Origin of the sequence: Breoghania sp. (assembly GCF_030066895.1) — a bacterium.
Classification (GTDB): Bacteria; Pseudomonadota; Alphaproteobacteria; order Rhizobiales; family Stappiaceae; genus Breoghania.
In genome coordinates this window covers 127,004-151,008 of sequence record NZ_JASJAV010000016.1, presented here as the reverse complement: position 1 = coordinate 151,008, position 24,005 = coordinate 127,004, and the positions used below count along the sequence as shown (strand labels likewise).

The following is a 24,005-nucleotide window of genomic DNA, read 5'->3' as shown; positions in this document are numbered from 1 at the left end:
CCACATCGCCACCGTGATGGGTGATGGTGCAGATGATGTTCTCGCCGGTCGCCTGCATGTTCTCGTCGAGGGTCGTGACCTTCTCGTCGATGCTGTCGATGAGGGTGCGGCCCGTCGTGTCGAGGCGTGAGGTGAGTTCCTCGGAGTGGCGTGCAAACGCTTCGGTGATCGTCGAACCCGCCATGGTGAGCGTGTCGTTCACTTCCGCAGAGCGCAGGCCGATCGTTTCCGAAACGTTCTCGCCGGTCTTGCTGAGCAGCTTGGAAATCGCGTTGCCGCGATCCATCAGCGTGGTCACCAGGCTGTGGGCGGTTTCCGACAGGTGGACGTTGATCTCGCTGCCGCGCTTGCTCAGCACGTCGGACAGCTCCGTGGAGGAGCGGGTCAGATGCTCGACGTAATCCTCGCCGCGCGAGGACAGGGAATCGACCAGGCTGCGTCCGGCCTCGTCGAGCGAGGCGTTCATGTCCTCGATGCGCTGATCGACCGCGTTGGTAAAGTTCATCGCGCGGGAATCGAAAGTCTCGGTTAGGCGGCTGTTGGCGGAGCCCACCGCTTCGTCGATCTGATCGGCGGTGGTGGACAGCTGCGTGGCCAGGCTTTCGTGTGCGCCGGAGATGGACGTGCGCACGCGGTCGGCATTGGCGGTGATTGCCTCGCGCTGGCTGACCAGATCATCTATCAGCGCACGGATCTTCAGCTCGTTGTCGTTGTAGGAGCGCTCAAGTGAGGCGACCTCGTTGTGCACCAGCACTTCCAGTTCGCTGGCGCGTGCGATGGCGCGCTCGATGCCGTCGCCCATGGCCGCGACTTCGCGGCGGATGACCTGCCCGACGTTGAGCACCGATTTCCTGGCGATGTCTTCCGGCTCGGCCAGCCGCAGGGCGACCTCGGTCATGCCGTGCGCGACGATGCGCATTTCCTGCGCGCGGCGGATCATGATCGCCAGCACCAGGAAGAACAGGACGGGAAGAATCAGCGCGATGCCGGATGCGATCAGCGCAGGGAACTGGGTGATCTGGCTCAGCGTGGTGATGGAATCGATTTCTGCGTTGAAGGCCGACCAGACGACCCCGCTGCCGATGCCGACCCAGGCGATGGACAGCAGGAAAGCGGTCCAGACCGGTGCGGTGGAAGGCTGGCGCTGCAGCGCGTAGATCAGGTTGCCGATCGAGCGACGATCGTCATTGGCCGCACTCTGGCGCGTGGAGCGCGCAGAGCGTGCCCGGCGTCCTCGTCGCGACGTGCTCTTTTCGTCGTGCTCGCGCGCGCTCACGGCCGCCGCGATTGCATCGACCGCGTCGCCTTCTCTCGAAGCTCCCCCCGAGGCTCCGTTGCCTCCATTGTTCACATCCGTATCAGTGGAAGGCCGCTTGTCGCTCTCGAACTCGAGCTTCAGCGCCTCCTCGACGGCCGAAAGGGCCGCCTCCACCGGATCTGTGGACTTATGCGATTTTCCCGCCATGTCAGATCGCCTCTGTCGGTACTCTGTACTTATCGGCGACAGATTGCCTTTCGCCGTTGTCGCACTCGTGATGCATGTCGAATAGCCCGGCGGCCGCCACCGCCGAACCGATCGCAAATGCGGCCATTTCAGACTCGCCCGCCATGAACCTTGTCATCATGGTCAATGTTGGGCACGACCCCGCGGTCCGAAGATAGAATTGTGCCCCGTCCCGGAATACCTTCCCCCGCCATCACAACGGCCCTTAATAACGCCTTGTGCTGAAAGCAGGTTCTCCGCATTAAGCCAGACCTCTAATGGTAATGGCACAAACAGGGTAAATGGACAAGGAATCTCAGCTTGTCTAAGGCGGTACGCCATTGCTCAAAAGGCCTTTTCAAGCTCGCCGTTCGTGCCGAAACCGACGTCTCGCGGAACGCTTTCACGGATCCTGGTTGGGCGCGCCGTGGCCGGAATTTGCGGTGTCATCGTACCGCTGTTGCAAGTGCTTATCCTGCGGATGTAGCGGCCCATGCATACGCCTGGAAGGTTACTGTTTCCATATAAACATATGTAATTTTTGAGTCAAAATTTAGTCAGTCGCAAATTGCATCGAGGCGCGCGTGATGGCACGCGATGATGATATATTAAAGAATGAGATGAGCAGGACAGGGGCGGATGTGAGGGGCATATCTAGGAGGCGAATGCGGCGTGCCGTTGCGTCCGTTCAACGGTGACGGGAGGTGCAACCGGTGCCGTTAACCAAAGATTCACTTTGTTGGTGCTCAGGGGCATCACTACGGGGAAAACCGGAGGTAATCTTAACCCCGTTTTCGCCGGGACGTCTCATGCTGGCGGGCGTTCAACCATCCTGCCGTCGTCGTGATGTCATCCCGGGCGCTGTTGAGGAGAGGATCATGGCTTCTTCCGGTCTGGCTTCAAAAGACATGCGCGAAAAGGAAAAGGGGGAAGGTCCCGTCGATCTCGCGCATCTTGAGCGGTTCACCTTCGGGGATCGTGCGCTCGAGCAGGAAGTTCTGGGACTTTTCGCGCATCAGTCGCAGGCCTGGATAGAGCGCTTGAAGTAGGCGCCGGATGCGGGTGAGCGCAGCGAGGCGACCCATTCCATCCGGGGATCCGCGCGTGGTATTGGCGCCTGGCAGGTGGCCGAGCTGGCCGAGCAGCTGGAAAACAGCGCGCAGACGGGCACCGAAGACCTGTCGGGCGATCTGGAAGCGGCGATCGGTGCAACCAACGCGTTTACCCGCGCTTTGCTCAGTCGGGAAAAATAACGACCTTCCGAAGCGTCTTCTGCGATTTTAAACCGTTACTTGACTTGACTGTGGCTGCGGATTGGTTATGTCGGAATGTCTTCCGACTATCCCCAGCAATCCAGCCAGCGAAGCTTCATGCCCAAGATCACTTATGTCAGCGTGGACGGTAACGAGCGGAAAACCGTGGAGGCCGCCGTCGGCACCACAGTCATGGAAAACGCCATCAAGAACATGGTTCCCGGCATCGAGGCGGAGTGCGGCGGCGCCTGTGCCTGCGCGACCTGCCATGTCTATGTCGATGCGGAGTGGAGCAAGGCCACCAGTTCTCCGCAGTCGATGGAAGAGGACATGCTGAATTTCGCCTACGACGTGCGTCCGAATTCGCGGCTGTCGTGCCAGATCAAGGTGACGGACGAGCTGGACGGCCTCGTGGTGCACATCCCGGAGCGGCAGGCCTGAGCCTGTTCGGGGCTGTCAGACCATCGATTTTCCCGTCGTCATCCCCCGGCGAAGTCCGGGGGGATCCGGCACTCTTCGTGTATGCCGCTGCCTGATGGATTGCCCGGACTTTGCCAGGCAATGACGGTGGAGAGACAGGTGGTTGGAGGCACGAGTGCATCCCTCCGCTCACCTTGCCCCTAACGCCTCTTACACGTTCAGCAGCAGATACTCGCGCTCCCACGACGAGATGACCTTGTTGTAGAGCTGCCATTCGAGCTGCTTCACGTCGACGAAGGCGTCCACGAAGCGCGGTCCCAGAATGCGGCGCAGCGGCTCCGATTCCTGCAAGACCGACAGCGCTTGATGGATGTGCCAGGCCAGCGAGACGCCGAGCGTATGGGCGTCGACCTCCACCATCAGTTCCGGCTGACGTTCTTTCTCCAGTCCCAGAAGTCCGCACGCAAGCGTTGCCGCCATGGCGAGATAGGGGTTTCTGTCGGCGCCGATTACGCGATTTTCCACGCGCCGCGAGACGGGCCTGGAATCCGGCACGCGCAGGCCGCAGGTGTGGTTGTCGCGTCCCCAGTGAATGTTGATCGGGGCATCCGATTCCATGCGGATGCGGCGGTAGGAATTCACGTTCGGACAGAACACCGACATTGCGGCCGGAACGTAGGTCTGCAGCCCGCCGATATAGTGCAGGAGCGCGGGCGAATCCGTGTCGTCGGCATTGACGAAGATGATTGGAGCCGTGCTCCAGACGCACGATCGACTGATGGATATGGGTGGCGGAGCCCGGCATGTTCTGATAGGGCATGGCCATGAAGGTGGCGACCATGTTGTGCTTGCGCGCGGCAAGGCGTGCGGTGCGCTTGAACAGGAAGGTCTGGTCGGCCAGTTCGATCGGATCGCCGTGGCGGAAGTTCATTTCCAATTGGGCCAGGCCTGCCTCGTGCGCCACGGTGGCAATCTCGATGCGGCTCAACTCGCAATAGTCGTAGATCAGGTTGACGACGTGGTCGTAGTCGTTTGCATGTTCGATGCCGTAGGCCTGGTGGCCGAATTCCTTGTGTCCCGACAATCCCACCGGCACGCTCAGCGGCATGTCCGGGTCGTTGTTCTGGCCGGTGAGGTAGAACTCGAGTTCCGGGGCGACAACCGGCTTCAATCCCCGCTCGGCATAAAGCCCGAGGACCTTGCGCAGGATCTGGCGCGGGGCGAAATCGACCGGGGATCCGTCCATGAAGACGCAGTCGCAAATGACCTGGGCGGGTCAGTTCCTCGTACCAGGGCACCAGCCGCATCGTGCTGAGATCGGGAATGGCGCGGACGTCGCGATCGAGCGGATTGACGATGCTGCTCTCATCCGCCGTGTCGCCTGTCACCGCCTGGAAGAACAGGAATTCCGGCAGGCGGACGCCGTCCTCGATCAGGCGGATGAAATCCTCGCGCGGGATGATCTTGCCGCGCATGATCGCGTTCATGTCGGGGACGATGCACTCCACCTCGCCGATGCGCGCCTCGCGCAGCCAACGGATCGCGTCGGCGGGACTTGAGGGGATGTGGGTGGCGAGGTCTTCGACCGGCACGCGGGGTCTCCATCGGATTGAACGACATGGACAAAACGCTCCGGATGCGCTTGCGTCAAGCGGGAACAGTCGGCATATGGTGGGGGAGGTGCGTGATTCGTATTATTACTCACTAAAAATTTTTTAAAATTATCAATGTGATGGTAGCACCTTGGATTGACCATGAGACGTCAATCGGGGCTGTTGTTCGGGTAATGGGCTAGCAATGTACGACGCAATTCTCGTGCCGGTAGACCCGGCTGAAAGCGACTTCGCTGATCGCGCGCTTGAGAAGATTGTCAAGTTCGTCAAGCAGTACGGCGCCGTTCTCAGGCTCGTTTCGGTCATTTCGCCGATACAGGGATTCGTGACCGAAGCGCTGGACGCCGATTACGATGCCCGCATCGCGGCCGATGCGCGCGAAGAGCTCGAGCGCATTTCCGCGAAGACCGGGCTGTCAGAAGAGCAGGTGAGCGTTTCGGTCTGCTCAGGCGCCATCTACCACGAGGTTCTGGAGGAGGCGGCCGTATACAACGCGGATCTGATCATCCTCGCCTCGCACAGTCCGAGTTTCGCGTCCTACCTGCTGGATTCCAACGCAGCCAAGATCGTGCGCCATCCCGAATGCTCGGTGCTGGTGGTGCGGGACTGAGGGACGCTCCGGTTTCCGGACGAGAAACCGGTCCCGAGGGGCCGATCCGGAAACAACGCTTCGTCGTTCCCTCGTTGCGATGCCGACGTCTGCGTCTACAAAAAGCCACAGACACATCTGTCATCCCCGTGCAGGCGGGGATCCAGTAACCACAGGGTTTTGCTCATCGGCTAGAATGCCGGTTCACGGAGTGCTGGATCCCCGCTTGCGCGGGGATGACAGTCAGGGGCGAAACGTGCCGATTACGGACGAGACGTTTAGTGCGCCTGATGATGCTATCTCTAAGGCTTTGCCTCTGCCATCCAAATTCGTCTCCGGGCTCTACCGCACCAATTCCTTCATCGCCGCATCGAGGCCTTCCAGCGCCAGCGGGTACATGCGGCCGTCCATCAGTTGGTGGATCATCTCGATCGACTGGATATAGTTCCAGTGCTGCTGCGGGACGGGGTTGAGCCAGACCGCTCGGGCATAGAGATCGGTGACGCGCTTCATCCAGACCTCGCCCGTTTCCGCGTTCCAGTGTTCCACCGCGCCGCTGGCATAGGAGATCTCGTAGGGGCTCATGGAGGCATCGTCGACGAAGATGACCTTGTAGTCGGCCGGATAGGTGTGCAGCACGTCCCAGGTCGGCGTGACGTCGGAATGTCGGCGGCGGTTGTCCTTCCACACGCCCTCGTAAAGGCAATTGTGGAAGTAGAAATACTTCATCACCTTGAACTCGGTGCGGGCGGCGGAGAACAGCTCCTCGCAGATGCGGATATGGTCGTCCATCGAACCGCCGATATCGAAGAACAGCAGCACCTTGACCGAGTTGCGCCGTTCGGGCCGCATCTTCAGGTCCAGATAGCCCTTGTGCGCGGTGGCGTTGATGGTGTCGTCGAGGTCGAGTTCCTCGTTGGCGCCGGTGCGGGCGAATTTGCGCAGACGCTTCAACGCCACCTTGATGTTGCGCGTGCCGAGCTCGATTGTGTCGTCGAGGTCCTTGAACTCGCGCTTGTCCCAGACCTTCACCGCCCGGTGATGACGGCTCTCGTCCTGACCGATGCGGACGCCTTCCGGGTTGTAACCGTAGGCGCTGAAGGGCGAAGTTCCGGCGGTGCTGATCCACTTGTTGCCGCCCTGGTGACGACCTTTCTGTTCCTCAAGACGCTTTTTCAGTGTCTCCATCAGCTTGTTCCAGCCGCCGAGCGCCTCGATCTGGGCCTTCTCCTCCTCCGAGAGATGCTTTCTCCGAGAGATGCTTTTCGGCGAGCTTCTTCAGCCAGTCCTCGGAGATTTCGGCGGTCTCCACCGCCTCGCTCATCAGATCGAGGCCCTTGAATACATGACCGAAGACCCGGTCGAAACGGTCGAGATCGGCCTCGTCCTTCACCAGAGAGGCGCGGGCGAGATAATAGAAGTCCTTGACGCGCCGCTCGGCCAGATCCGCCTTCAGCGCCTCCATCAGCATGAGATATTTGCGCAAGGAGACCGGCAGTCCCGCCGATTTCAGTTCCTGGAAGAAGTGGACGAACATCGCTGATCCCTGTTCGAGGCGGGGAGGGTGGCTGTTGCCTCCCGTCCGCCTGAGAACGTTTGGCGGATCAGACTTCCTTGCCCCGTCCCTTAGGTCAAGGCCGGGTTGTTTCGTTGTGGGCGGTTTGTCGGTTCGTCCGTGCCTTCAGGGCGTAACAGGCCACCTTGCCGGGTGCGAAGGCGTTGCGGCCGCTGCGCGTCCATAGCGGGGGCGTGTGGTCGCCGACAATGACGATGTCGGTGGGCGGCAAGTCCGGATCGTTGGCGATGGCGGCGATGTCGTCCATCACGTCCATCCACATCTCCGTCATGTCGCAGACCATGTGATCGGCAAACGGATTGTCAGTGTCGCAGGCAAGGCGCGGGGTGCCTGTGTCGGGAGCAATCGGCATGTGGGTGTTGAGCGTCAGCCAGTAGGCAAAGCGTGGCTTGCCGTTCGCCCCGTCGAGATAGGAGCGGACCTTTGTACGACATCGCCATCGCACAGGCCCCTGAAGGTCAGACCGCAAAAGGAGGGATTTGGATCGGTGCCGTCGGTGACCAGATCTTCCAGGAAGTGTTGGTGCTGGAAGCCGACATGCGGATACCACGCGTTGCGCTGGAAGAAGTTTCCGGTGAAGGCGTGCAAGGCGGTCGTCTCGTAACCGGCCTTCGCCATGCGTGCGGGCAGACAATCGTAGTGGGGCTTGCCGAGATAATCGCGGAAATCGCCCCATGTAACGCACAACTCGCGCGATTCCGCGCCGGTCGTGGAACCCACATAGGATGAAGTGCCGGACGTGACAGTGTAACGGCTCTTCAGCTCTCGCGTCTCAAGGAGATTGGTGAGCAACGCCTGATGCTCGGGTGTCTCGAAAGCGCCCATGCCCTCCACGACGACCATCAGCAGGTTGTGCCCGTCGGCAACCGCCGATTGCTCGAGCCCGATCTCCTCCATCGCAGAGGTGAAGGGAACCCGCGAGGAATAAAGGGAGCCGAACAGGCCTTCGAAGTTCTTGGTCGGCATATTGACCGAAACGTCGACGGCGAAAATGGCAACCGTGGTGAGGATTGCCGGCAACAGCCTCGCCATCTGCATCTGCTTGCGGAAATGGATCAGCATCCACGCGGTCGCCGCGGTGCTGGCGACCAGAACGCCGACTGCCACCAGATAGGCAGTGGAGCTGAAAAAATCGAAGGCAACGGCGTAGCGGATCGATTCCAGCAAAAGGCTCGGCGCGAGATCGAAGATCCCGGCGATCACCATGAACGTGTCGATGCAGACTGCGAGAACGAGCAGCGCAACGGCCAGCCATCCCGGCACCTTGCGGGAAGCGATTGCCACCAGCAGGTAGAGGAGAACGGCGCCCGACCGGTTCGGGCAGGCGAATGTCATCAGCGCCAGAAACGGGAGATTGGGGAGCAGAACGCCCTAGAAGGCCAGAAGTCAGGCATATTTATCTGAAAATGAAGAAGAAAAGCCATCGGTTTCAAGATGTCCGGTATCGGAAATCGCCATTTGTTTCTCGCTGATTCCGTAAAACTCGCAAAATGCAATCGCTGAACGAAAGCAGATCTACGGCATGACGCTGACTATTTTGTTGACGCCTCGGTTAAAATGACACACCCTAATCGGTCCGAACTTCTTTCTCTTCCACCGTATCGGCAGCCTTGCGCAGGGAGCTGACGAAGTCCGTTACCCGAGGGGCCTGCGTGCCGATGAAGGGAACCGGGCGGCAGACGTCGATGGCGGCAGCGCCGATGCGGGCCGTCAGGAGGCCGTTGATCACACCTTCGCCGAGGCGGGCGGAAACGCGGGCGGCGAGGCCTTGACCCAGGACCTGCTGGAGCAGGCTGTCGCCCGCCGCCATGCCGCCGGTCACCGCGAGGTGGGCAAAGACATGGCGCACCAGCCGGAAGATGCCGAGCGTGCCCGGCCGTCCGCCGTAAAGCTGCGACAGGGCCCGGATGAGCTGCAGGTTCTCGATGCCGACGACCAGCAGGTCGACGATGGCGCGCGGGCTGATGGCGGTGACCACGGAGACCCGCTTTGAGGCGTTGCCGACGAGGTTTCGCGCCTGCGCGTCGAGCGGGCTCAACAGTTCTCGTTCGGTCAGGATGACGAGATCGCGCCCGTCGATGATTTCGCGGGTATGGGCTGTCATGGCGCTGCGGCCGCGCGCGGTCTCTGGACGGGCAGGGTAAAGCGCCGTGAGTTCCTTCAGCGCGGCTCCGGCCGTTTTGCGGTCGTCGGCTTCGGCTGCTGCGGCGAATTTCTGTCTCAGGCGATCAATCTGCTTTAGCCGCGAGAGCCCGGCGATTTCGCGCAAGATGATCGCCAGCACGGCGAGAACGGCCAATGCGGCGAGCGCGATGCCGGTCCAGCCGAGCCAGTCGGTGCGGGTGAAGAGATCGCGGATCAGGTTGTCGACGGCCAGTCCGACCGCCAGTGAGATCAGACCACCGAGCCCGACCGCCAGCCACCGGCCCCAATGCGTCGCGCGACGCTTCGGCATCGGGGCGGGGAGGATCTCCTCCTCCGGCAGCGCTGGTTCGGGAACGATTTCGGCCGCTACCCTGCGCCGGGCGTGGCTTGTCTGGGCGTGGCCGGGTTCCTCGCGCGGGGCTTCGTCCTCGACGATGCGGTTGCCGTCGACATGAAAGGCGCGCGGGGCGCGGCGCGTTGGTTCGTCCCTCATGCGAGCTTGTCTCCAACGAGGAATTGCAGGGCCCGGTCCAGCCGGATATGCGGCAGCGACAGGGTCAGTCCCTCTGCCGTGCGCTCCAGCTTGGGCGGGCGGAAACGGATGAAACGCAGATCGGGCGCGGGGCCTTGCGCGGGCTCGTAGATCGCGGCCGGATCGTCCGGCAGGTCGCCGGGAAAGAGCGCGATCTCGCTGTTCCCGTCATAGGTTTCCGCCTCCAGCCGTTCGCCGGGCAGCGGCGTGCCGAGAATGGTGGGAAGGGTCACGCCCGCCTCGCGTACCTGCGCCTCGCGGGTGGCGCGTATTGCGGCCAGCGCCGATACCTCGACTTCGGCTCCGGCGAATTCGGCCCGCGCGACGGCCTTTTCCACCAGCTTGGCCAGAATGGCTTCCAGCCGGTCGTGGTCGGTGTGGTGGAGGTGATCGGCCTTGGTGGCGGCAAACAGGATGCGGTCGATGCGGTGAACCAGAATGTGCGACAGCCAGGAATTGCGACCCGGCCGGAAGCAGGAGAGGATCCCTGCCAGCGCCGCCTCCAGGTCGCGCACCGCCGCCGGGCCCGCGTTCAGTGCGGACAGCGCATCGACCAGCACGATCTGCCGGTCAAGCCGGGCGAAATGCTCGCGGAAGAACGGGCGCACCACATGCTTCTTGTAGGCTTCGAACCGCCGCTCCATCATCGCCGCCAGACTGCCGCGTTTTGCGGACGTGCCGTCTGCCAGATCAAGCGGGCAGAAGGTCAGCGCAGGCGAGCCTTCCATGTCGCCGGGCATCAGGAAACGGCCGGGGGGCAGCAGCGAAAGGGCGTAGTCGTCATCGCGGCAGGCGCCGAGATAGGCGGTGAACCGGGCCGCCAGGTCGCGTGCCTGGGTCTCGTCTGCCTCCGTCTGAGGATCGGTCTTTGCCAAAGCATCCAGCCAGGGGGCGGCGAGCCCCTTGCGTGCGGGCTCGGAGGCAAGCGCCAACGCCTCGCGCGACCAGGTGCGGAAATTCTTGTTGAGCAAGGGTAGATCGAGCAGCCATTCGCCGGGATAGTCGACGATATCGAGATTGAGTGTGCCGCGCCCCAGCATGATCTTCATGAAGGTGGCGGATTCGTATTCCACGGTCAGCCGTAATTCGGACACCTGCCGGGTCGACTGCGGCCAGATACGTTCGTCTAGCAGTGTGTTGACATGGGCTTCATAGTCGAAGCGCGGCACCGTGTCGTCGGGCTGGGGCTGGAGAAAGGCACGCGCGATGCGGCCTTCGGCTGCGATCTGAAACAGGGGCAGGCGGCCGCCGTGAACGAGGTTGTGAACCAGTGCCGTGATGAAGACGGTCTTGCCCGCGCGCGACAGGCCGGTCACGCCGAGGCGCAGATTGGGCATGGCAAGCGCCTGAGCTCCGTCCACGATATTATCGAAGGCGTTCAGTGTCCCGTCGGCGATTGAGGTCAGCTTGATCAACGGCCGGATCACTCCACGATCGGGTTGCATCGGTCGCCCAGCCGGTGTTTCGAAAGGGGCTTCCTCGCGTCGTTGAGGCCGGAACCGATGGTTCCAGTTTATCTGAAGTCCCCGATGGTTCGCTCGAGGGTTGTTGCGCTGATGTAGGAATTTGCAAGGCCCACTGCAAATGGAAGCTGCCCGACTGGCTTCGACGGAGGCGAAGTTTGCCGTGCGTCGACTTCTCTATCGTGGTCATTGCCCGGCTTTGTCCGGGCAATCCAGCAGGTAGCGGCATGTGCGGTGAGTGCTGGATCCCCCGGACTTTGCCGGGGGATGATGGCGGAGAGGGCGTCGCCATTCGATTAGCCCCAATCCCGCCCCCGATCCTAGCTGACGACCATTACCTCCAGATCGCGCGGTTTGATGAGGGCGACCAGCCGTCCCGATTGCGGTTCGAGCGAGTCCCAGTCCTCGCAATCGAAGTCGATCACCGCGAGGGTGGCGGTGGGAAAGCCCTCCTCCAGACGTTTGATGTCCTCCGGCGTGCCGTTCTGGACGAGGGCGAGGGCCGTCTCGTGGATCGCCGCCGGATTGTGGTCGATTAGCATGAGCGACTGTGCATTGCCGCCGTGATGCCGGATCAGCGGCATGTAGTCGTCATCAAGCGTGTCGTAGATGTCTCGCAGGAAGAGGGTGTCGAAATCGATGTCGAAGAAGGGGAGGAGGCCGGAGAAGGTCAGGCGGGCTCTGAGTGCGGAGGAACACAGAACCCGGTCCGGCAGGAGTGCGTTGGTTTCCATGTAGCGGCCCATCAGGGGCGCGTTTCTCTGCCCGCGAGAGGCGAGCGGTCGTTCGAAGTCCGAAGTCGTCATCTCCGCCCAGGAGGATTTGGCATGGCGCAGGAGCATCAGACGCGGCATAGGCTGTCTCTCTTCGGGCATGCCGTCATTTCATGGTGCGCAGCAGATCCACCATGTCAGTATAGGCCATCATTATCGTCTCGTTGTCGACGGGATGGGCATAGTTCATCCACAAGATCAGGCCGCGCTGACCGATGGACAGCGGCCAGATCGTCTCGCGACGCTGCATCTTGCCGTCATGGCCGACGACGAATGTCAGCCCGCGTGAGGTGACGCTCGTGCCTGCGACCTGCTTGAAGCCGATCCGCTTGAACCGGTTGCGGTAATCCTCCAGCACGTGCTTGAGGTGTCCCTGCTCCCAAAGCTGCACCACGACGTAGATTTCGCCGGCGCGGTAGGTACAGCTCGCCAGCATGGTGGCGGTCGTGCCCGCGACCTCGAAACGCTCCAGCGCGCCGATGCGGTCGGGGCAGGTGAGGCCGGTATAGTGGGACAGGCTGCCGAAATCCTGACGCCAGCCTTCGTCGGCCGCCGCCGGGCGGGTGCCGCTCACGAGTGCCACCGCGGGAAGTGCGAGCGTGCAGAGGAGTGCGGCAATGAGCGACAGGGGGCTTCGGCGCATTGCTTAGCGTCCCTGACGGCGCGCTATGAAGGCGAGGCGCTCGAACAGATGAACGTCCTGCTCGTTCTTTAGCAGGGCGCCGTGCAGCAGCGGGATCAGCTTTGAGGCGTCGCGCTGTTTCAGCGTCTCGGGGTCGATGTCCTCGTTGACCAGAAGCTTGATCCAGTCGAGCAGCTCCGAGGTCGACGGCTTCTTCTTTAGCCCCGGCACCTCGCGCACCTCATAGAAGAGCGACAATAGAAGAGCGACAGTGCCTCGCGCAGCAGCATGCCCTTCAGGCCCGGAAAATGAATCTCGACGATCTCGCGCATGGTCTCGTCGTCGGGGAACTTGATGTAGTGGAAGAAGCAGCGGCGCAGGAAGGCGTCCGGCAGGTCCTTCTCGTTGTTGGAGGTGATGATCACCAGCGGACGGACTTCTGCGCGGATCGTCTCGCCCGTCTCGTAGACGTGGAGCTCCATGCGGTCGAGTTCGAGCAGCAGATCGTTGGGGAATTCGATGTCGGCCTTGCCGATCTCGTCGATGAGGAGGACGGGGCGGCGCTCGGAGACGAAGGCGTTCCACAGCTTGCCGCGCCTGATGTAATCCTTGATGTCGTGGACGCGCTTGTCGCCGAGCTGGCTGTCGCGCAGGCGCGAGACCGCGTCATATTCATAAAGACCCTGTTGCGTCTTGGTGGTCGACTTGACGTGCTATTCGATCAGCGGTGCATCGAGAGCTGCGGCAACTTCCTTGGCTAGAACGATCTTGTCCGTTCCCGGCTCGCCCTTGACCAGCAACGGTCGTTCCAGGGCGATGGCCGCATTCACGGCAATGCGCAAGATCCTCGGTCGCGACGTAGTTGGCAGTGCCTTCGAAACGCATTCGGGTGTTCTGATGTTGAGGGTGGCTGTTCTGACATTGGAAGGGTCGGCGGAGCACAAGCCGCAACCGGCGGCGTCGCCAAGCCGCAGGGTCATTTTCGACGTCAAAACTTACCGCCCGCCCGGCAACGTTTGCCTGAAGGCGGCACGTTTGTCCCGGTTGAAGCCAGGATAAAAAAACCACTGAACACGCCTAATACGTTGAGATTGCGGGAACCAGGCGCACTTTTTTCGACTTGGCACGGGCGTTGCGATGAAGGGTTCGAGTTTTTGTACCCCTCGCTGACTAGCGATCACTCGTGAGGAGAAGTCGATGGGCATCTACGGTGCCATCAATGCTGCAATCTCGGGGCTGCAAGCGCAGTCCTATGCGCTTGAGAATATCTCGGGCAACATCGCCAACTCCCAGACCGTCGGCTACAAGCGCCTGGACAGCAGCTTCGCTGATCTCGTCGCCAGCGGCGGCAACGATCAGACCACGCAGATTGCGGGTACGGTGACGTCGAATTCGCGGGCGACGAACGAAATTGTCGGTGACATTCAGCGTTCCGATATCGACACCTTCATGGCGATCAACGGCGACGGCTATTTCGTCGTGCAGTCGAAGGTGGGCGAGACCGACGGGCGTTCGATCTTCTCCGGCGACAACGTCTATACGCGTCGCGGCGATTTCGAGATCAACGAGTAAGGTTATCTCGTCAACGGTGCCGGCTACTATCTGTTCGGCAGTTCGATCGACGAGACGACCGGCAACGTGACAGGTACCGTGCCGGAGCTGATTCAGATCAGCAACGACTTCCTGGCAGCGAATGCGACGACTGAGATTGAATATCGCGCGAACCTGCCGACGTATCCGTTGACCGCGAATGCCGATACGACCGTGACGGGCTCCGAGCTGCTGGACAGCTAGATCACGCCGGGCGATGACATTACTGCGGCCGATGAAACGGCCTTCTTGCAGACGTCTCTGGCCGGTGAGGCCATCACGATCTACGACGACAACGGCTCGCCCGTGAACGTGCAGATGCGCTGGGCGAAGTCGCAGAACGCGGATTCCTCCGTGCCGCAGGACGCTCAGTGGGAGCTCTATTATCTGACCGATGCGGATGCCACCGGCACCGATCCCGTCTGGACGCACGTGCAGCAGTTCACGTTCGACTCCGACGGATCGTTCCTCTCTCCGGCGGCCAGCAACATCACCATCTCCAACCTGAAGGTGGACGGCAATGACGCTGGAGACGTGCTGTTCACCTACGGTTCCAACAGTCTGACCCAGTACGCCGATCCCAACGGCTCGGTGAAGGTCAAGACGCTGTCGCAGGACGGTTATGCCTCCGGCGAGCAGACTGGCGTACAGATCTCCTCGGCCGGCCGGATCGTGACCACCTACAATAACGGCCAGACGCGCGATCTCTACGAGATCTCGATCGCCTCGTTCGAGGCCGACAACCGGCTTGAGCGCCTGGACGGCGGTGCCTTCGCCTGGACCACGGATTCCGGCGAGCCTCTCTACAGCGCGACCGGCTCCGTCGTGGGTAATGCCCTGGAGGCGTCGAACACCGATATCGCCGACGAGTTCTCCAAGCTGATCATCACCCACCAGGCCTATTCGGCGAATACCCGCATTGTCACCTCCGGCGAGGAGATGCTGCAGGAAGCCCTCAACATGGTCCGGTAATTGGGACCTATGACCGGCGGCTCCATATAACCCTTTCGTCAGGACGGTTGTACCATGGGTCTGAGTTCGGCGCTCAATACCGCTCTTTACGATCTCAGTTACAGCCAGCGGCAGCTGGATGTGACGTTGGCCAATATCGCCAGTGCGGATACTGGTCGGCTACACCAAGAAGAGTGTCCAGGCCTCGGTTGGCCTATGGCAGCAACGGCCAGGTTATCGACGTGGTGTCCGATGAGATCACGCGCAGTCTTGATGAGAACGTTCAGCGGCAATAACGCGACGCCAATGCGGACATGTCCTATGCGGACATGATGGCGACCTATTCCTCGCGCGTCGACGAGTTGCTCGGCTCGCTCGAGGATTCGGGCTCGCTCAGTGAACTGATGAACCCAGTTCGTCTCCGATCTGTCGGCGCTGACTACCTCGCCCGAGGACTACACGACTCGCTTGCAGGTGGTGCAGAGCGCGCAGGCGCTGGCGTCTGAACTGAACAGCGCCACATCCTCCGTCCAGGAGCTGCGGCAGCAGGTGGGAACCTCGATCGGCGACACGGTCGACTGGATCAATCAGCTCATCATCTACGATCGACGATCCCAACGACCAGATCGTGTCGTAGCAGTCGGGCGGCAAGTCGGTCGCTGATCTGGAGGATGAGCGCGATCGCAATCTGGATGAGCTGTCGGGTTTTATCGATCTGAACATCCGCAACGACGAGAACGGTTCGGTCCGGCTCTATACCCAGAACGGCCTGCCGTTGCTGGATGTCTACGCCTCCGAACTGTGTTTCGACGGGCGCTCGACGATTTCGGCCGAAGCCCAGTGGGACGAGGATCCCGCACTAAGCAGTGCCGGCACGCTGACGCTGGTGATGCCGGGCGGCTCCGCCATCGACATGATCGCCACCAATGGCGTCACGTTCGGCACGCTGGGCGCGCTGGTGGATCTGCGCGACGACTATCTGGTGGAAGATTCAGGACCAGCTCGACGAGTTTGCCAGCCAGATGTCGCTGGCATTGTCCAGCTACACGGTGGAAAGCACGGACGCGGGCGCGATCTTGCCCCAGCAGGGACTTGAGGTCGATCTGGCCGCGCTGCAGTCGGGCAACAAGGTCACGCTGACCTTATACGGATGCGGGGTCGGGCGACGAGCAGACCATCAGCTTTCTGCGCGTCGATGACGCCACGCAACTTCCTCTGGACGACACCGCCACCGCCGATCCGAACGACACCGTCTACGGCATCGATTTCTCCGGCGGCAACGCGGCGGCTGCGACCCAGATGCAGGCGGCTCTGACCGCGGCGGGTTTCACCGTCTCCAATACCGTGTCGGTGTTCAGCTTTGTCGATGACGGAGGCACCACCTCCACCATTATAGGGCTCGATGCAATCGTCACGGCGACGGGGCTGACGGGGGAGGGCGAGGCATTACCCTTCTTCATCGACGGCTTGTCCGGCGAGATCTATACGGATGTGCTTGAAGGGCGCGACCAGAAGGTCGGCTATGCGGGGCGGATCTCGGTCAATCCCGATCTTCTCAGCGACATCTCGCGGCTGGTGATCTTCGATACCGCGACGCCGACGGAAGACGGCGATTCGACCCGGCCGCTGGCGATGCTGAACGCGCTGACGCAGAGCTCCTTTGACTTCGACAGTGCGGCCGGGGTGGAAACCTCGACTGCGCCCTTCAGCGGAACGATCACAGACTATCTGTCGGAGGTGATCGGGCGGCAGTCGGCCAAGGCGGCGAACCTTGAGAGTGCGCGGTCGGGCCAGGAGGTCGTCACCAACAATCTGAAGGACCGGCTCGACGACTCCTCCGCCGTCAACATGGATGAGGAACTCGCCCGGCTCATACAGTTGCAGAACGCCTACACATCCAATGCCCGGGTGATGACCGCCGTTCGCGAACTGTTCGATGTTCTGATGAATGCGTGAGGCGCATCATGGCCGTTAACACCGTTTTCTTCAAAAATTCCTCGCTGATCGACCAGCTCACTCAGATGCGGTCGACCTTCGACGATCTGCAGCGTCAGCTTTCCACGCAGAAGAATTCCACGACCTATGCGGGGCTCGGTCTGAACCGCAGCCTGGATCTGTCGTTGAAGCAGCGGATGGGCGAGGTAGAGTCCTATCAGTCGACGATCGATTTCGTCGATCTGCGGATGAACGTGCTCGACCAGACCATCGCACGCATGGACGAGATCCGGTCGGAAGCGCGCACCGCCATCGATCCCAACAATTTCGTGCAGCAGGCCGACGGGGGGACGAACAGTCAGACTTCCGCCAAGGTCTCGCTGGTGGAATGCTCGGGCTGCTCAACAGCGATGTCGGCGGCCGTCAGCTCTATGGCGGCGCCAAGGTCGATAGTGCGCCCGTGGCCGACTACGACCTGATCATGGACGGCGATCTGATCCATGCGGGGCTCACGCAGGTGATCGTCGAATATGTCCAGGCCGATGCCGGTTGGCTCGACAACGGGCGGCTGACCAATACACTCGCCGGCACGACCGTGACGCTGGCGGAGGACGGGACGCACGATTTCGGCTTCAAGATCGCCGACGTCACCTCCGATCTTACAAACGTCACGACGACCTACACGGCCGGTCCGCCAGCCAGCCAGGATATCGATTTTGCCGGTCAGCCGGAGGTGGGGTAGACGATCAAGGTCTATCTGGACCTTCCCGATGGCACGCAGACCACCATCGAATTGCACGTTGCCGAAAGTGCGGGCGAGAATAACGGCTTCGAATTGAGGGCAACCTCCGCCGATACGGACGCGAACTTCCAGATCGCGCTCGACGAGGCGTTGGCGGAAAAGGCCGGCAGCGAGTTGAAAGCCGCCTCGCATATGCGGGCTTCGGAGACCTTCTTCGATACCTATCAAGGCAAGGTGGTCGACCGTGTCGACGGGCCTCCCTACAACACGGCCACGGCGACGCGCGACGGCAGTGCCGACACGGTCGCCTGGTATGTGGGCGATCAGACGGTTGCCGACCCGCGATCCGGGTCGAGCGCGGTGATCGATGACAATTTCACCGTGAATTACGTTCACCGTGAATTACGGCGTGCGCGCCAACGAGGACGGCATTCGCGAGGTGGTGCAGTCGATCGCAGCCTTTGTGGCGGCCGACTTCTCTGACGAGAGCGAGGAGGACCATGCCTTCTATACGGCCATGGCCGAACGCTCGCGCACTCAGCTGCAAAATACGGGCGGGCAAACTTCCGGGATCGAGAAGATCGAGATGGAGCTGGCCACCACCCATCTCGCCGTCCAGCGGGTGGATGAGCGCCATACGACCACGCAGAACTCGTTGGTGACCGCCGTGGAGGACATCGAAGGCATCGATGCCAACGAGGTCGCCGCGCAGGTGCTGCAACTCCAGTCGATGATGGAGATCAGTTACCAGACGACAGCCATTACCTTTCAGCTCTTGCTGTCGAACTGCCTGTAGCAAGGCTCTGTACGGGTGTCGCAAGCGAAGCGGCGCCCCTGAACCATATGCCGTGCCGATCCGACGGGCATGCCTGGGAGAGGTTTCCTCCCCGGCGCGCCCGTTTCTCTGTCTGTAGCTGCCCGCCAAGCCTTACGAGCGCGCTCGTCGCACGATGAGTCGGAGGAGGGCGCTGCGTCTTTTCCGCTTTTCCTGCGATACCGACCTTTCCACGTGGTCAATTGAGCCGCCTCGACCGCGTTCGTGCGGGAGGTGAGGGCGAAGCTTTGCGCGAAGGTGTCGCGTGCGGGAGGGGGAACTACCCCGGGATATACCTCCTTTTATGGGCTATGGAAGTATTATGAATCAATTTATTTTAATAAATAAACAAATTGTAAGAAATCAAAGAACCGTAAATAGTGAAAAATAAAAAATTATTAGCCGATTCAGGTCCTAATAAAAAGTGTAATAAATGACATTAGTGTTGCATATTACTTAACGTATCGTATGATTTTTTACTTTTCGTTAAGATCTAAAACTTAAGTTCCTCGCGTTCACCCAGAACGGGTGCTCTGTTTCCAGAACAAGGAAAACTGTAATATCTGACATCATTCTCTCCTCCGGCGTCCGTCAAAACCTGCTCTCCCTGCAGAACACTGCTGACCTGATGGCTACGACCCAGAACCGTCTTGCCACCGGCAAGAAGGTCAACTCGGCGCTCGGCAATCCGACCAACTTCTTCACCTCTTTCTCGCTACAATCGCGTGCGGGCGATCTCGATTCGCTGATGGACTCCATGTCCAGCGGCATCAAGACGCTTGAGGCTGCGGATAACGGTCTGACGTCGATCACCAACACGCTCGAGTCGATGCAATCCACCCTGCGTCAGGCCCGTCAGGACAAGTCCTTCGAGACCGCGTCCTACACGGTTGACGTGGGTTCCAGCCCGGCCGGCACCGAGACCCTGTCTCTGTCCGGTGGTTCCGTCGGCACCACGGCCGTCGATACGGCCCTGACCAAGGCGACCGGTACCTTCACGGGTTCGGGCTTCGCAGCCCTCGACTTCGACAGCGCGGCCGAAGACTCTTACGCCGGTACGCTGAACTTCGACGTCTCGCTCGATGGCGGCACGGCGCAGACCGTCGCGATCACCGCTTCGGATGCCGATACTCTGTCGTTGACGCTTGATGGCGGCACTGCCGTGACCTTTGACGTCGCCGACGTGGAAGCGATTACGTCTACCGAGCTGGCCGATGCATTGAACACGCTCTTCGATGCGGAAAGCCTGGGCATCGCGGCCTCCACCAGCGGTGGTGAACTCGTACTGACGGCCGATACGGCGTCTTCGAGCAACACCGCTTCGGTTGCCGTCTCGAACGTTGCCGAAACCCTGGCGGGCTCTTCCGACTCTGTGGCCTGTCCGGCGGCGCGGAATCGCTCACCAACGTCGAAGCCAAGACCGTCGACGAACTGGTTACCGAGATCAACGCCAACACCCCGCTTGACGACAAGGTTCGTGCGTCGAACGATGATGGCACGCTTCGTCTGGAAAACCAGTCGACGCAGGATCTGATCGTGACCGGCGTCAACTCCTTCGGTACGACCATTGACGGGTCCACCGGCACCACGACCATCGACGGCGACGATGTGCGCGCCGACCCTGGCCGATCAGTTCAACGAACTGCGTGACCAGCTCGACAAGCTCTCGGATGATGCTTCCTACAACGGCATCAATCTGCTGCGCGGTGACGACCTGACGATCACCTTCAACGAGATCGGCACTTCCACCATCGACATCCAGACCAAGGACGGCGAGACGATCAACGCCGGCACTCTGGGTCTGGCCGATATCGAGGCGGAAGATCTGGATAGCGACACCAATATCGATGCGTTGCTGACCTCGGTGAAGGATGCGATCAACACGGTCCGTTCGCAATCGTCCACCTTTGGTTCGAACCTCTCCGTCGTGGAAAATCGTCAGGACTTCACGACGGCGATGATGAATACGCTGGAGACCGGCGCCGACAACCTGGTGCTGGCCGATGGCAACGAGGAAACGGCGAACATGCTGGCCCTGCAGACCCGTCAGCAGCTGTCTTAGACCGCTCTTTCGCTGGCCTCGCAGGCCGATCAGGCTCCGCTCAGCCTGTTCTAAGACGATCCCACGCGGAATACTCGCGAGAGAATTCGCGATAGCACTTGAACGGCGGGGCTCAGCTCTGCCATTTTTCGTTGTCGACTTTCCTGCTGTCCCTGGTATCCGGTGTTTGCCTTACAGGAGAAGTCTCGCCCGTTACGTTGATAAAAAAGATGCTCGCATTCTGCTTTTCTACGAATAAATGAGCCCGGTTAGATTTTTTTTACGTATAACGGGGTGAATGTTGCGTTTTTCAGCCAGGTGTTTACAAACCGTTAACCATTTCTGTGTCATCAATTAACATGTCTTAACGAACTCCTGCGTTTTCAGGATTGGATGGCGACCGTGTCTGACATCACCCTCTCCTCTAGCGTGCGGCAGAATCTCCTCTCTCTGCAGAACACTGCGGATCTGATGGCGACGACCCAGAACCGACTTGCCACCGGCAAGAAGGTTAATTCCGCGCTCGACAATCCGACGAACTTCTTTACCTCCTCATCTCTCCAGTCGCGTGCGAACGACCTTTCGCAGCTCATGATCCGATGACCAACGGCGTGAAGACGCTGGAGGCGGCGGATAACGGCCTGACCGCGATTACCAACGCGCTTGAATCGATGCAGTCGACATTGCGTCAGGCGCGCCAGGACAAGATCTACGAAACCGCGGCCTGTACGCTTGATGTGGGCGATACGCCGGCCGGAACGGAGTTGCTCTCCCTGTCCGACGGTGCCATCGGCACCACGCCGGTCGATATCGATCTGACGGAAGCGCAGGGCGTTTCGACCGGCAGCGGCTTCTCCGCGCTCGACTTCGACAGCGCGGCCGACGACTTTTACGCCGGTACGCTCGATTTCGACGTCGCCCTGAACGGCGGTACGGCTCAGTCCGTCGCCATTACGGCGAGCGATGCCGATACTCTCTCGCTGACGCTCGATGGCGGTACGGTCGTCACCTTCGGCGTCGCGGACGTCGAGGCGGTGACCGCCGGGGAGTTGTCCAGTGCGCTGAACTCGCTTTTCGATGCCGAAAGGCTTGGCATCACGGCCTCCACGAGCGGTGGCGAGCTTGTGCTGACGGCGGATGTGGTCGCCAACAGTTCCGTCGCTGCGGTGAGCGTGATGAACGTGGCCGAAACGCTGGCGGGCGCCTCGGACTCCGGTCTTGCAGCGGCTGCCGACAGTATTTCCAATATCACTCAGCGCACCGTTGCTTCGATTGTTAACGAGATCAACAACACGACAACACGACCGCGCTTGAAGACAAGGTTTGCGTTTCCAACGATGACGGCAAGCTGCGCATCGAGAATTAGTCGACAGGGGATCTGACCGTTACCGGCACGACCTCCGCGGGCGTTGCGGACGGCTCGACCCCGGCACAACGTCGATCGACGGCAACGGGGTGTGTTCGGATCTCGCGGAGCAGTTCGACGAGTTGCGCGGCCAGTTCGACAAGTTGTCCGACGACAGTTCCTATAACGGTATCAATCTGTTGCGTGGCGATAATCTGAAGCTAACCTTCAACGAGACCGGCACGTCGACGATCAATATCCAGACCAAGGACGGCGAGATCATCAACGCCGCCTATCTCGGTTTGAGCGATCTGGAAGCTTCCGATCTGGATTTCGACGACGACATCGACACGTTGCTGGCCAAGGTGAAGGAAGTGCTCAACACGGTGCGCTCGCAGGCCTCCACCTTCGGCTCCAATCTGCCTATCGTGGAGAACCGCACCGAATTTACCAAGATGATGATGAACACGCTGGAGACCGGGGCCGACAACCTGGTTCTGGCCAACGGCAACGAGGAAGCGGCGAACATGCTGGCTCTGCAAGACGACCGTCAGCACTGTCCACCACGGCGCTGTCGCTGGCCTCGCAGGCCGACCAGGCGCCGCTCAGCCTGTTCTAGCAGGAACGTGCTTTTCGCCCGTCATTCAAAGCGGGCGGAAAGCGGATTGAATGCAATGGGTTGCGCCCGGTCCGGCCGGTCGGACCGGTTCAATTGAAACGGAAGGTCTACAGGCGTATCGCGCGGCGCTCTTTCGCGCTAACGTGCAGAGCGGCGATTCAAATCGCATGACTGTCCCTGCTCGGCACAGTTGGTAAACATCCTTCAACCAAAAGCAGTGAAACTCTTCGTCATGGTGTTGAAAATCGAGCTAAAACCCGGCGAAAAGTTCATACTGGGCCCCAGCGTTATAACGAATGGGGGCCACCGGACCAGGCTGTTTATTTCCGGAAAAGCACCCATTCTGCGCGAAAAAGATATACTTACAAAGGAAACTGCGGACACCCCGGCCAAGCGTATATATCTGGTCATCCAGCTCATGTATCTCGACCAGGGTTCCGGGGCGCATCAGGATATATATTTTGACCTTGTAAAATATGTACTTGATACAGAGCCTAGTATGTTTCAGGTCATCGACCGAATTAATAATAATATCTTAATCGGATCTTTGTACCACGCTCTCAAAGAAGCGAGAGCGATTATCGACTACGAGCAGGAGCTGATCGGGCATGTACAATCAGGCAACGACGGCCTATCAGAAAATGAGCCAGACGGGGGTGAACCCTCGCGATCTGGAAGCGACGTTGTTGATGAAGGCGGCAGGTAAGCTGCAAAACGTCATGGACAACTGGGATGACGTGTCCCGCGCCGATCTGAACGAACAGCTGACCTACAACCGACGGCTGTGGACCTTTCTGCTTGCGGCAATCAGTGAAGCCGACAATCAGTTGCCCGATCCGATCAAGGTCAACATCACCAATCTCGGCGTGTTCATCATGAACCGGATGCTGGACGTGATGTATCAGCCCGATCGGCAACGCCTGGCCTCGCTCGCTGATTTCCATCAACCGCAATATCGCGGAAGGGCTGCGCGGGCGCGCCTGACCTCTTGCTGCCTTGATCTGATCTGATTTTCCAAAGCGCGTGCCGGTCTCCGGCGCGCACTTTGTCTTTTGCAGCCGGTCGATCTCATTCGGCGTTAGGGATGCAATATGTCTCGCCCGCAGTCAGGTCGCTGCGCGCCTCCGCCTGCATTTCCGGGCAGAACGCATCCTGGAACGCCCGCTTCGTATCGCGAGGCGACGTTGGTGCGTGGCGCGGCTTTCGGAAGATGGCGGAGGATTGAAGGGGGAGGATTGAAGGGGGAGGGATGCGGGAGGTTTTTGAAAAAATAGGCAATAACGAGCCTGGGGGGCGGATCTCCGCGCCGCCGGGCATCACTAAGGTGCGGTCCACGCTCGACTGGCTGGCGCTTTCCATCTCGAGGCCGGTCGTCGAGGAGCTGGCGGCAATCTGTTCGGCCAGGGCCTGATGGAGGCGCAGGAGCGCTTCTTCCGGAAGTCTGGCGCACGACTTCCCCGATCTCGGGACCGGTCGCCTGGAAGATCAGCGAGTCCGTT

The 24,005-nt window shown here is 60.5% G+C and carries 31 protein-coding genes and 5 pseudogenes; 24 read left to right on the top strand and 12 right to left on the bottom strand.

Features of this window, described 5'->3' with window-relative positions:
* Both QNJ43_RS16490 and QNJ43_RS16485 read right to left on the bottom strand, forming a co-directional pair.
* A pseudogene (locus QNJ43_RS16490) lies at nucleotides 1-1,465 on the bottom strand (antitoxin); the annotation flags it as partial.
* A gap of 1 nt (nucleotide 1,466) precedes the next feature.
* A complete protein-coding gene (locus tag QNJ43_RS16485; protein WP_300471687.1) occupies nucleotides 1,467-1,610 on the bottom strand; it encodes a hypothetical protein in 144 nt (47 codons plus the stop codon).
* 751 nt (nucleotides 1,611-2,361) lie between these two features.
* Between QNJ43_RS16485 and QNJ43_RS16480 the strand changes: the two genes are divergently transcribed.
* The 3 genes and pseudogenes from QNJ43_RS16480 to QNJ43_RS16470 all read left to right on the top strand — a co-directional run bounded on the left by QNJ43_RS16480 (nucleotide 2,362) and on the right by QNJ43_RS16470 (nucleotide 3,177).
* On the top strand, nucleotides 2,362-2,532 hold the full coding sequence (locus tag QNJ43_RS16480) for a hypothetical protein (RefSeq protein WP_300471686.1): 171 nt from the start codon (nucleotides 2,362-2,364) through the stop codon (nucleotides 2,530-2,532).
* 36 nt (nucleotides 2,533-2,568) lie between these two features.
* A pseudogene (locus QNJ43_RS16475) lies at nucleotides 2,569-2,736 on the top strand (Hpt domain-containing protein); the annotation flags it as partial.
* A gap of 117 nt (nucleotides 2,737-2,853) precedes the next feature.
* Entirely contained in the window at nucleotides 2,854-3,177 is a 324-nt protein-coding gene (locus QNJ43_RS16470) for a 2Fe-2S iron-sulfur cluster-binding protein (protein WP_300471700.1), read from the top strand.
* Between the two features lie 189 nt (nucleotides 3,178-3,366).
* Here the strand turns inward: QNJ43_RS16470 and QNJ43_RS16465 are convergent, their stop codons facing one another.
* Entirely contained in the window at nucleotides 3,367-4,017 is a 651-nt protein-coding gene (locus QNJ43_RS16465) for a hypothetical protein (protein WP_300471685.1), read from the bottom strand.
* Between QNJ43_RS16465 and QNJ43_RS16460 the strand changes: the two genes are divergently transcribed.
* The 3 genes from QNJ43_RS16460 (at nucleotide 3,911) to QNJ43_RS16450 (ending at nucleotide 5,379) form a co-directional block, all read left to right on the top strand.
* The gene (locus tag QNJ43_RS16460) at nucleotides 3,911-4,471 is read left to right on the top strand and encodes a hypothetical protein (RefSeq protein ID WP_300471702.1); all 561 of its coding nucleotides are present in this window, start codon (nucleotides 3,911-3,913) and stop codon (nucleotides 4,469-4,471) included. The genes QNJ43_RS16465 and QNJ43_RS16460 overlap by 107 nt on opposite strands.
* Nucleotides 4,419-4,715: a hypothetical protein gene (locus tag QNJ43_RS16455; RefSeq protein ID WP_300471684.1), complete on the top strand. Its 297-nt coding sequence runs from the start codon at nucleotides 4,419-4,421 to the stop codon at nucleotides 4,713-4,715. The genes QNJ43_RS16460 and QNJ43_RS16455 overlap by 53 nt, the downstream gene beginning before the upstream one ends.
* Before the next feature lie 238 nt (nucleotides 4,716-4,953).
* Nucleotides 4,954-5,379 (top strand): universal stress protein, encoded by a 426-nt coding sequence (locus QNJ43_RS16450; protein ID WP_300471683.1) that lies wholly within the window; start codon nucleotides 4,954-4,956, stop codon nucleotides 5,377-5,379.
* Nucleotides 5,380-5,700: 321 nt separating this feature from the next.
* Here the strand turns inward: QNJ43_RS16450 and QNJ43_RS16445 are convergent.
* The 8 genes and pseudogenes from QNJ43_RS16445 to QNJ43_RS16410 form a co-directional block, all read right to left on the bottom strand.
* Nucleotides 5,701-6,895, bottom strand: a pseudogene (locus QNJ43_RS16445) (VWA domain-containing protein).
* Nucleotides 6,896-6,989: 94 nt separating this feature from the next.
* On the bottom strand, nucleotides 6,990-7,286 hold the full coding sequence (locus QNJ43_RS16440; RefSeq protein WP_300471682.1) for a hypothetical protein: 297 nt from the start codon (nucleotides 7,284-7,286) through the stop codon (nucleotides 6,990-6,992).
* A 14-nt stretch (nucleotides 7,287-7,300) separates the two neighbouring features.
* The gene (locus QNJ43_RS16435; RefSeq protein ID WP_300471681.1) at nucleotides 7,301-8,269 is read right to left on the bottom strand and encodes a hypothetical protein; all 969 of its coding nucleotides are present in this window, start codon (nucleotides 8,267-8,269) and stop codon (nucleotides 7,301-7,303) included.
* Between the two features lie 232 nt (nucleotides 8,270-8,501).
* Nucleotides 8,502-9,572, bottom strand: a complete 1,071-nt coding sequence (locus QNJ43_RS16430) for a TIGR01620 family protein (RefSeq protein WP_300471680.1) — start codon at nucleotides 9,570-9,572, stop codon at nucleotides 8,502-8,504.
* Entirely contained in the window at nucleotides 9,569-11,056 is a 1,488-nt protein-coding gene (locus QNJ43_RS16425) for a YcjX family protein (protein WP_300471679.1), read from the bottom strand. The genes QNJ43_RS16430 and QNJ43_RS16425 overlap by 4 nt, the downstream gene beginning before the upstream one ends.
* Before the next feature lie 338 nt (nucleotides 11,057-11,394).
* Nucleotides 11,395-11,928: a histidine phosphatase family protein gene (locus tag QNJ43_RS16420; protein WP_300471678.1), complete on the bottom strand. Its 534-nt coding sequence runs from the start codon at nucleotides 11,926-11,928 to the stop codon at nucleotides 11,395-11,397.
* A gap of 25 nt (nucleotides 11,929-11,953) precedes the next feature.
* Entirely contained in the window at nucleotides 11,954-12,490 is a 537-nt protein-coding gene (locus QNJ43_RS16415; protein WP_300471677.1) for a hypothetical protein, read from the bottom strand.
* A 3-nt stretch (nucleotides 12,491-12,493) separates the two neighbouring features.
* Nucleotides 12,494-13,354: pseudogene (locus QNJ43_RS16410) on the bottom strand (MoxR family ATPase).
* A 312-nt stretch (nucleotides 13,355-13,666) separates the two neighbouring features.
* Between QNJ43_RS16410 and QNJ43_RS27335 the strand changes: the two are divergent.
* The 18 genes and pseudogenes from QNJ43_RS27335 to QNJ43_RS16330 all read left to right on the top strand — a co-directional run bounded on the left by QNJ43_RS27335 (nucleotide 13,667) and on the right by QNJ43_RS16330 (nucleotide 23,516).
* Nucleotides 13,667-14,041: a flagellar hook-basal body complex protein gene (locus QNJ43_RS27335; protein WP_346433014.1), complete on the top strand. Its 375-nt coding sequence runs from the start codon at nucleotides 13,667-13,669 to the stop codon at nucleotides 14,039-14,041.
* Nucleotides 14,042-14,107: 66 nt separating this feature from the next.
* Nucleotides 14,108-14,263 carry a hypothetical protein gene (locus QNJ43_RS27330; RefSeq protein ID WP_346433013.1) on the top strand — a complete coding sequence of 52 codons (156 nt, stop codon included), beginning with the start codon at nucleotides 14,108-14,110 and terminating at the stop codon, nucleotides 14,261-14,263.
* 45 nt (nucleotides 14,264-14,308) lie between these two features.
* Nucleotides 14,309-15,031 carry a flagellar hook-basal body complex protein gene (locus QNJ43_RS27325; RefSeq protein WP_346433012.1) on the top strand — a complete coding sequence of 241 codons (723 nt, stop codon included), beginning with the start codon at nucleotides 14,309-14,311 and terminating at the stop codon, nucleotides 15,029-15,031.
* Nucleotides 15,032-15,324: 293 nt separating this feature from the next.
* A complete protein-coding gene (locus tag QNJ43_RS16400; protein WP_300471676.1) occupies nucleotides 15,325-15,516 on the top strand; it encodes a hypothetical protein in 192 nt (63 codons plus the stop codon).
* The gene (locus QNJ43_RS16395) at nucleotides 15,479-15,673 is read left to right on the top strand and encodes a hypothetical protein (protein WP_300471675.1); all 195 of its coding nucleotides are present in this window, start codon (nucleotides 15,479-15,481) and stop codon (nucleotides 15,671-15,673) included. The genes QNJ43_RS16400 and QNJ43_RS16395 overlap by 38 nt, the downstream gene beginning before the upstream one ends.
* Before the next feature lie 112 nt (nucleotides 15,674-15,785).
* Nucleotides 15,786-16,106 (top strand): hypothetical protein, encoded by a 321-nt coding sequence (locus QNJ43_RS16390; protein ID WP_300471674.1) that lies wholly within the window; start codon nucleotides 15,786-15,788, stop codon nucleotides 16,104-16,106.
* Complete coding sequence (locus QNJ43_RS16385; protein ID WP_300471673.1) at nucleotides 16,087-16,209, top strand: hypothetical protein; 123 nt, start codon at nucleotides 16,087-16,089, stop codon at nucleotides 16,207-16,209. The genes QNJ43_RS16390 and QNJ43_RS16385 overlap by 20 nt, the downstream gene beginning before the upstream one ends.
* 100 nt (nucleotides 16,210-16,309) lie before the next feature.
* Nucleotides 16,310-16,966: a flagellar basal body rod C-terminal domain-containing protein gene (locus tag QNJ43_RS16380; RefSeq protein ID WP_300471672.1), complete on the top strand. Its 657-nt coding sequence runs from the start codon at nucleotides 16,310-16,312 to the stop codon at nucleotides 16,964-16,966.
* Between the two features lie 8 nt (nucleotides 16,967-16,974).
* A complete protein-coding gene (locus QNJ43_RS16375; protein ID WP_300471671.1) occupies nucleotides 16,975-17,424 on the top strand; it encodes a hypothetical protein in 450 nt (149 codons plus the stop codon).
* Entirely contained in the window at nucleotides 17,406-17,687 is a 282-nt protein-coding gene (locus QNJ43_RS16370) for a hypothetical protein (protein ID WP_300471670.1), read from the top strand. The genes QNJ43_RS16375 and QNJ43_RS16370 overlap by 19 nt, the downstream gene beginning before the upstream one ends.
* Nucleotides 17,688-17,780: 93 nt before the next feature.
* Nucleotides 17,781-18,170, top strand: coding sequence for a hypothetical protein (locus tag QNJ43_RS16365; RefSeq protein ID WP_300471669.1), 390 nt, complete (start codon nucleotides 17,781-17,783; stop codon nucleotides 18,168-18,170).
* On the top strand, nucleotides 18,130-18,483 hold the full coding sequence (locus QNJ43_RS16360) for a hypothetical protein (RefSeq protein WP_300471668.1): 354 nt from the start codon (nucleotides 18,130-18,132) through the stop codon (nucleotides 18,481-18,483). The genes QNJ43_RS16365 and QNJ43_RS16360 overlap by 41 nt, the downstream gene beginning before the upstream one ends.
* Before the next feature lie 577 nt (nucleotides 18,484-19,060).
* Nucleotides 19,061-20,035 carry a hypothetical protein gene (locus QNJ43_RS16355; protein ID WP_346433019.1) on the top strand — a complete coding sequence of 325 codons (975 nt, stop codon included), beginning with the start codon at nucleotides 19,061-19,063 and terminating at the stop codon, nucleotides 20,033-20,035.
* Between the two features lie 72 nt (nucleotides 20,036-20,107).
* Nucleotides 20,108-20,563 (top strand): flagellin, encoded by a 456-nt coding sequence (locus QNJ43_RS16350; protein WP_300471667.1) that lies wholly within the window; start codon nucleotides 20,108-20,110, stop codon nucleotides 20,561-20,563.
* 381 nt (nucleotides 20,564-20,944) lie between these two features.
* Nucleotides 20,945-21,222 (top strand): annotated as a pseudogene (locus QNJ43_RS16345) (flagellar hook protein); the annotation flags it as partial.
* Nucleotides 21,223-21,997: 775 nt separating this feature from the next.
* Nucleotides 21,998-22,603, top strand: a complete 606-nt coding sequence (locus QNJ43_RS16340) for a hypothetical protein (protein ID WP_300471666.1) — start codon at nucleotides 21,998-22,000, stop codon at nucleotides 22,601-22,603.
* A 120-nt stretch (nucleotides 22,604-22,723) separates the two neighbouring features.
* Nucleotides 22,724-23,212: a flagellar biosynthesis repressor FlbT gene (gene flbT, locus QNJ43_RS16335; RefSeq protein WP_346433011.1), complete on the top strand. Its 489-nt coding sequence runs from the start codon at nucleotides 22,724-22,726 to the stop codon at nucleotides 23,210-23,212.
* Nucleotides 23,115-23,516, top strand: coding sequence for a flagellar biosynthesis regulator FlaF (locus QNJ43_RS16330; protein ID WP_346433010.1), 402 nt, complete (start codon nucleotides 23,115-23,117; stop codon nucleotides 23,514-23,516). The genes flbT and QNJ43_RS16330 overlap by 98 nt, the downstream gene beginning before the upstream one ends.
* A 58-nt stretch (nucleotides 23,517-23,574) precedes the next feature.
* Here QNJ43_RS16330 and QNJ43_RS16325 read toward each other — a convergent pair whose 3' ends face one another.
* Nucleotides 23,575-23,865: a hypothetical protein gene (locus tag QNJ43_RS16325; RefSeq protein WP_300471664.1), complete on the bottom strand. Its 291-nt coding sequence runs from the start codon at nucleotides 23,863-23,865 to the stop codon at nucleotides 23,575-23,577.
* Nucleotides 23,866-24,005: the final 140 nt, after the last annotated feature.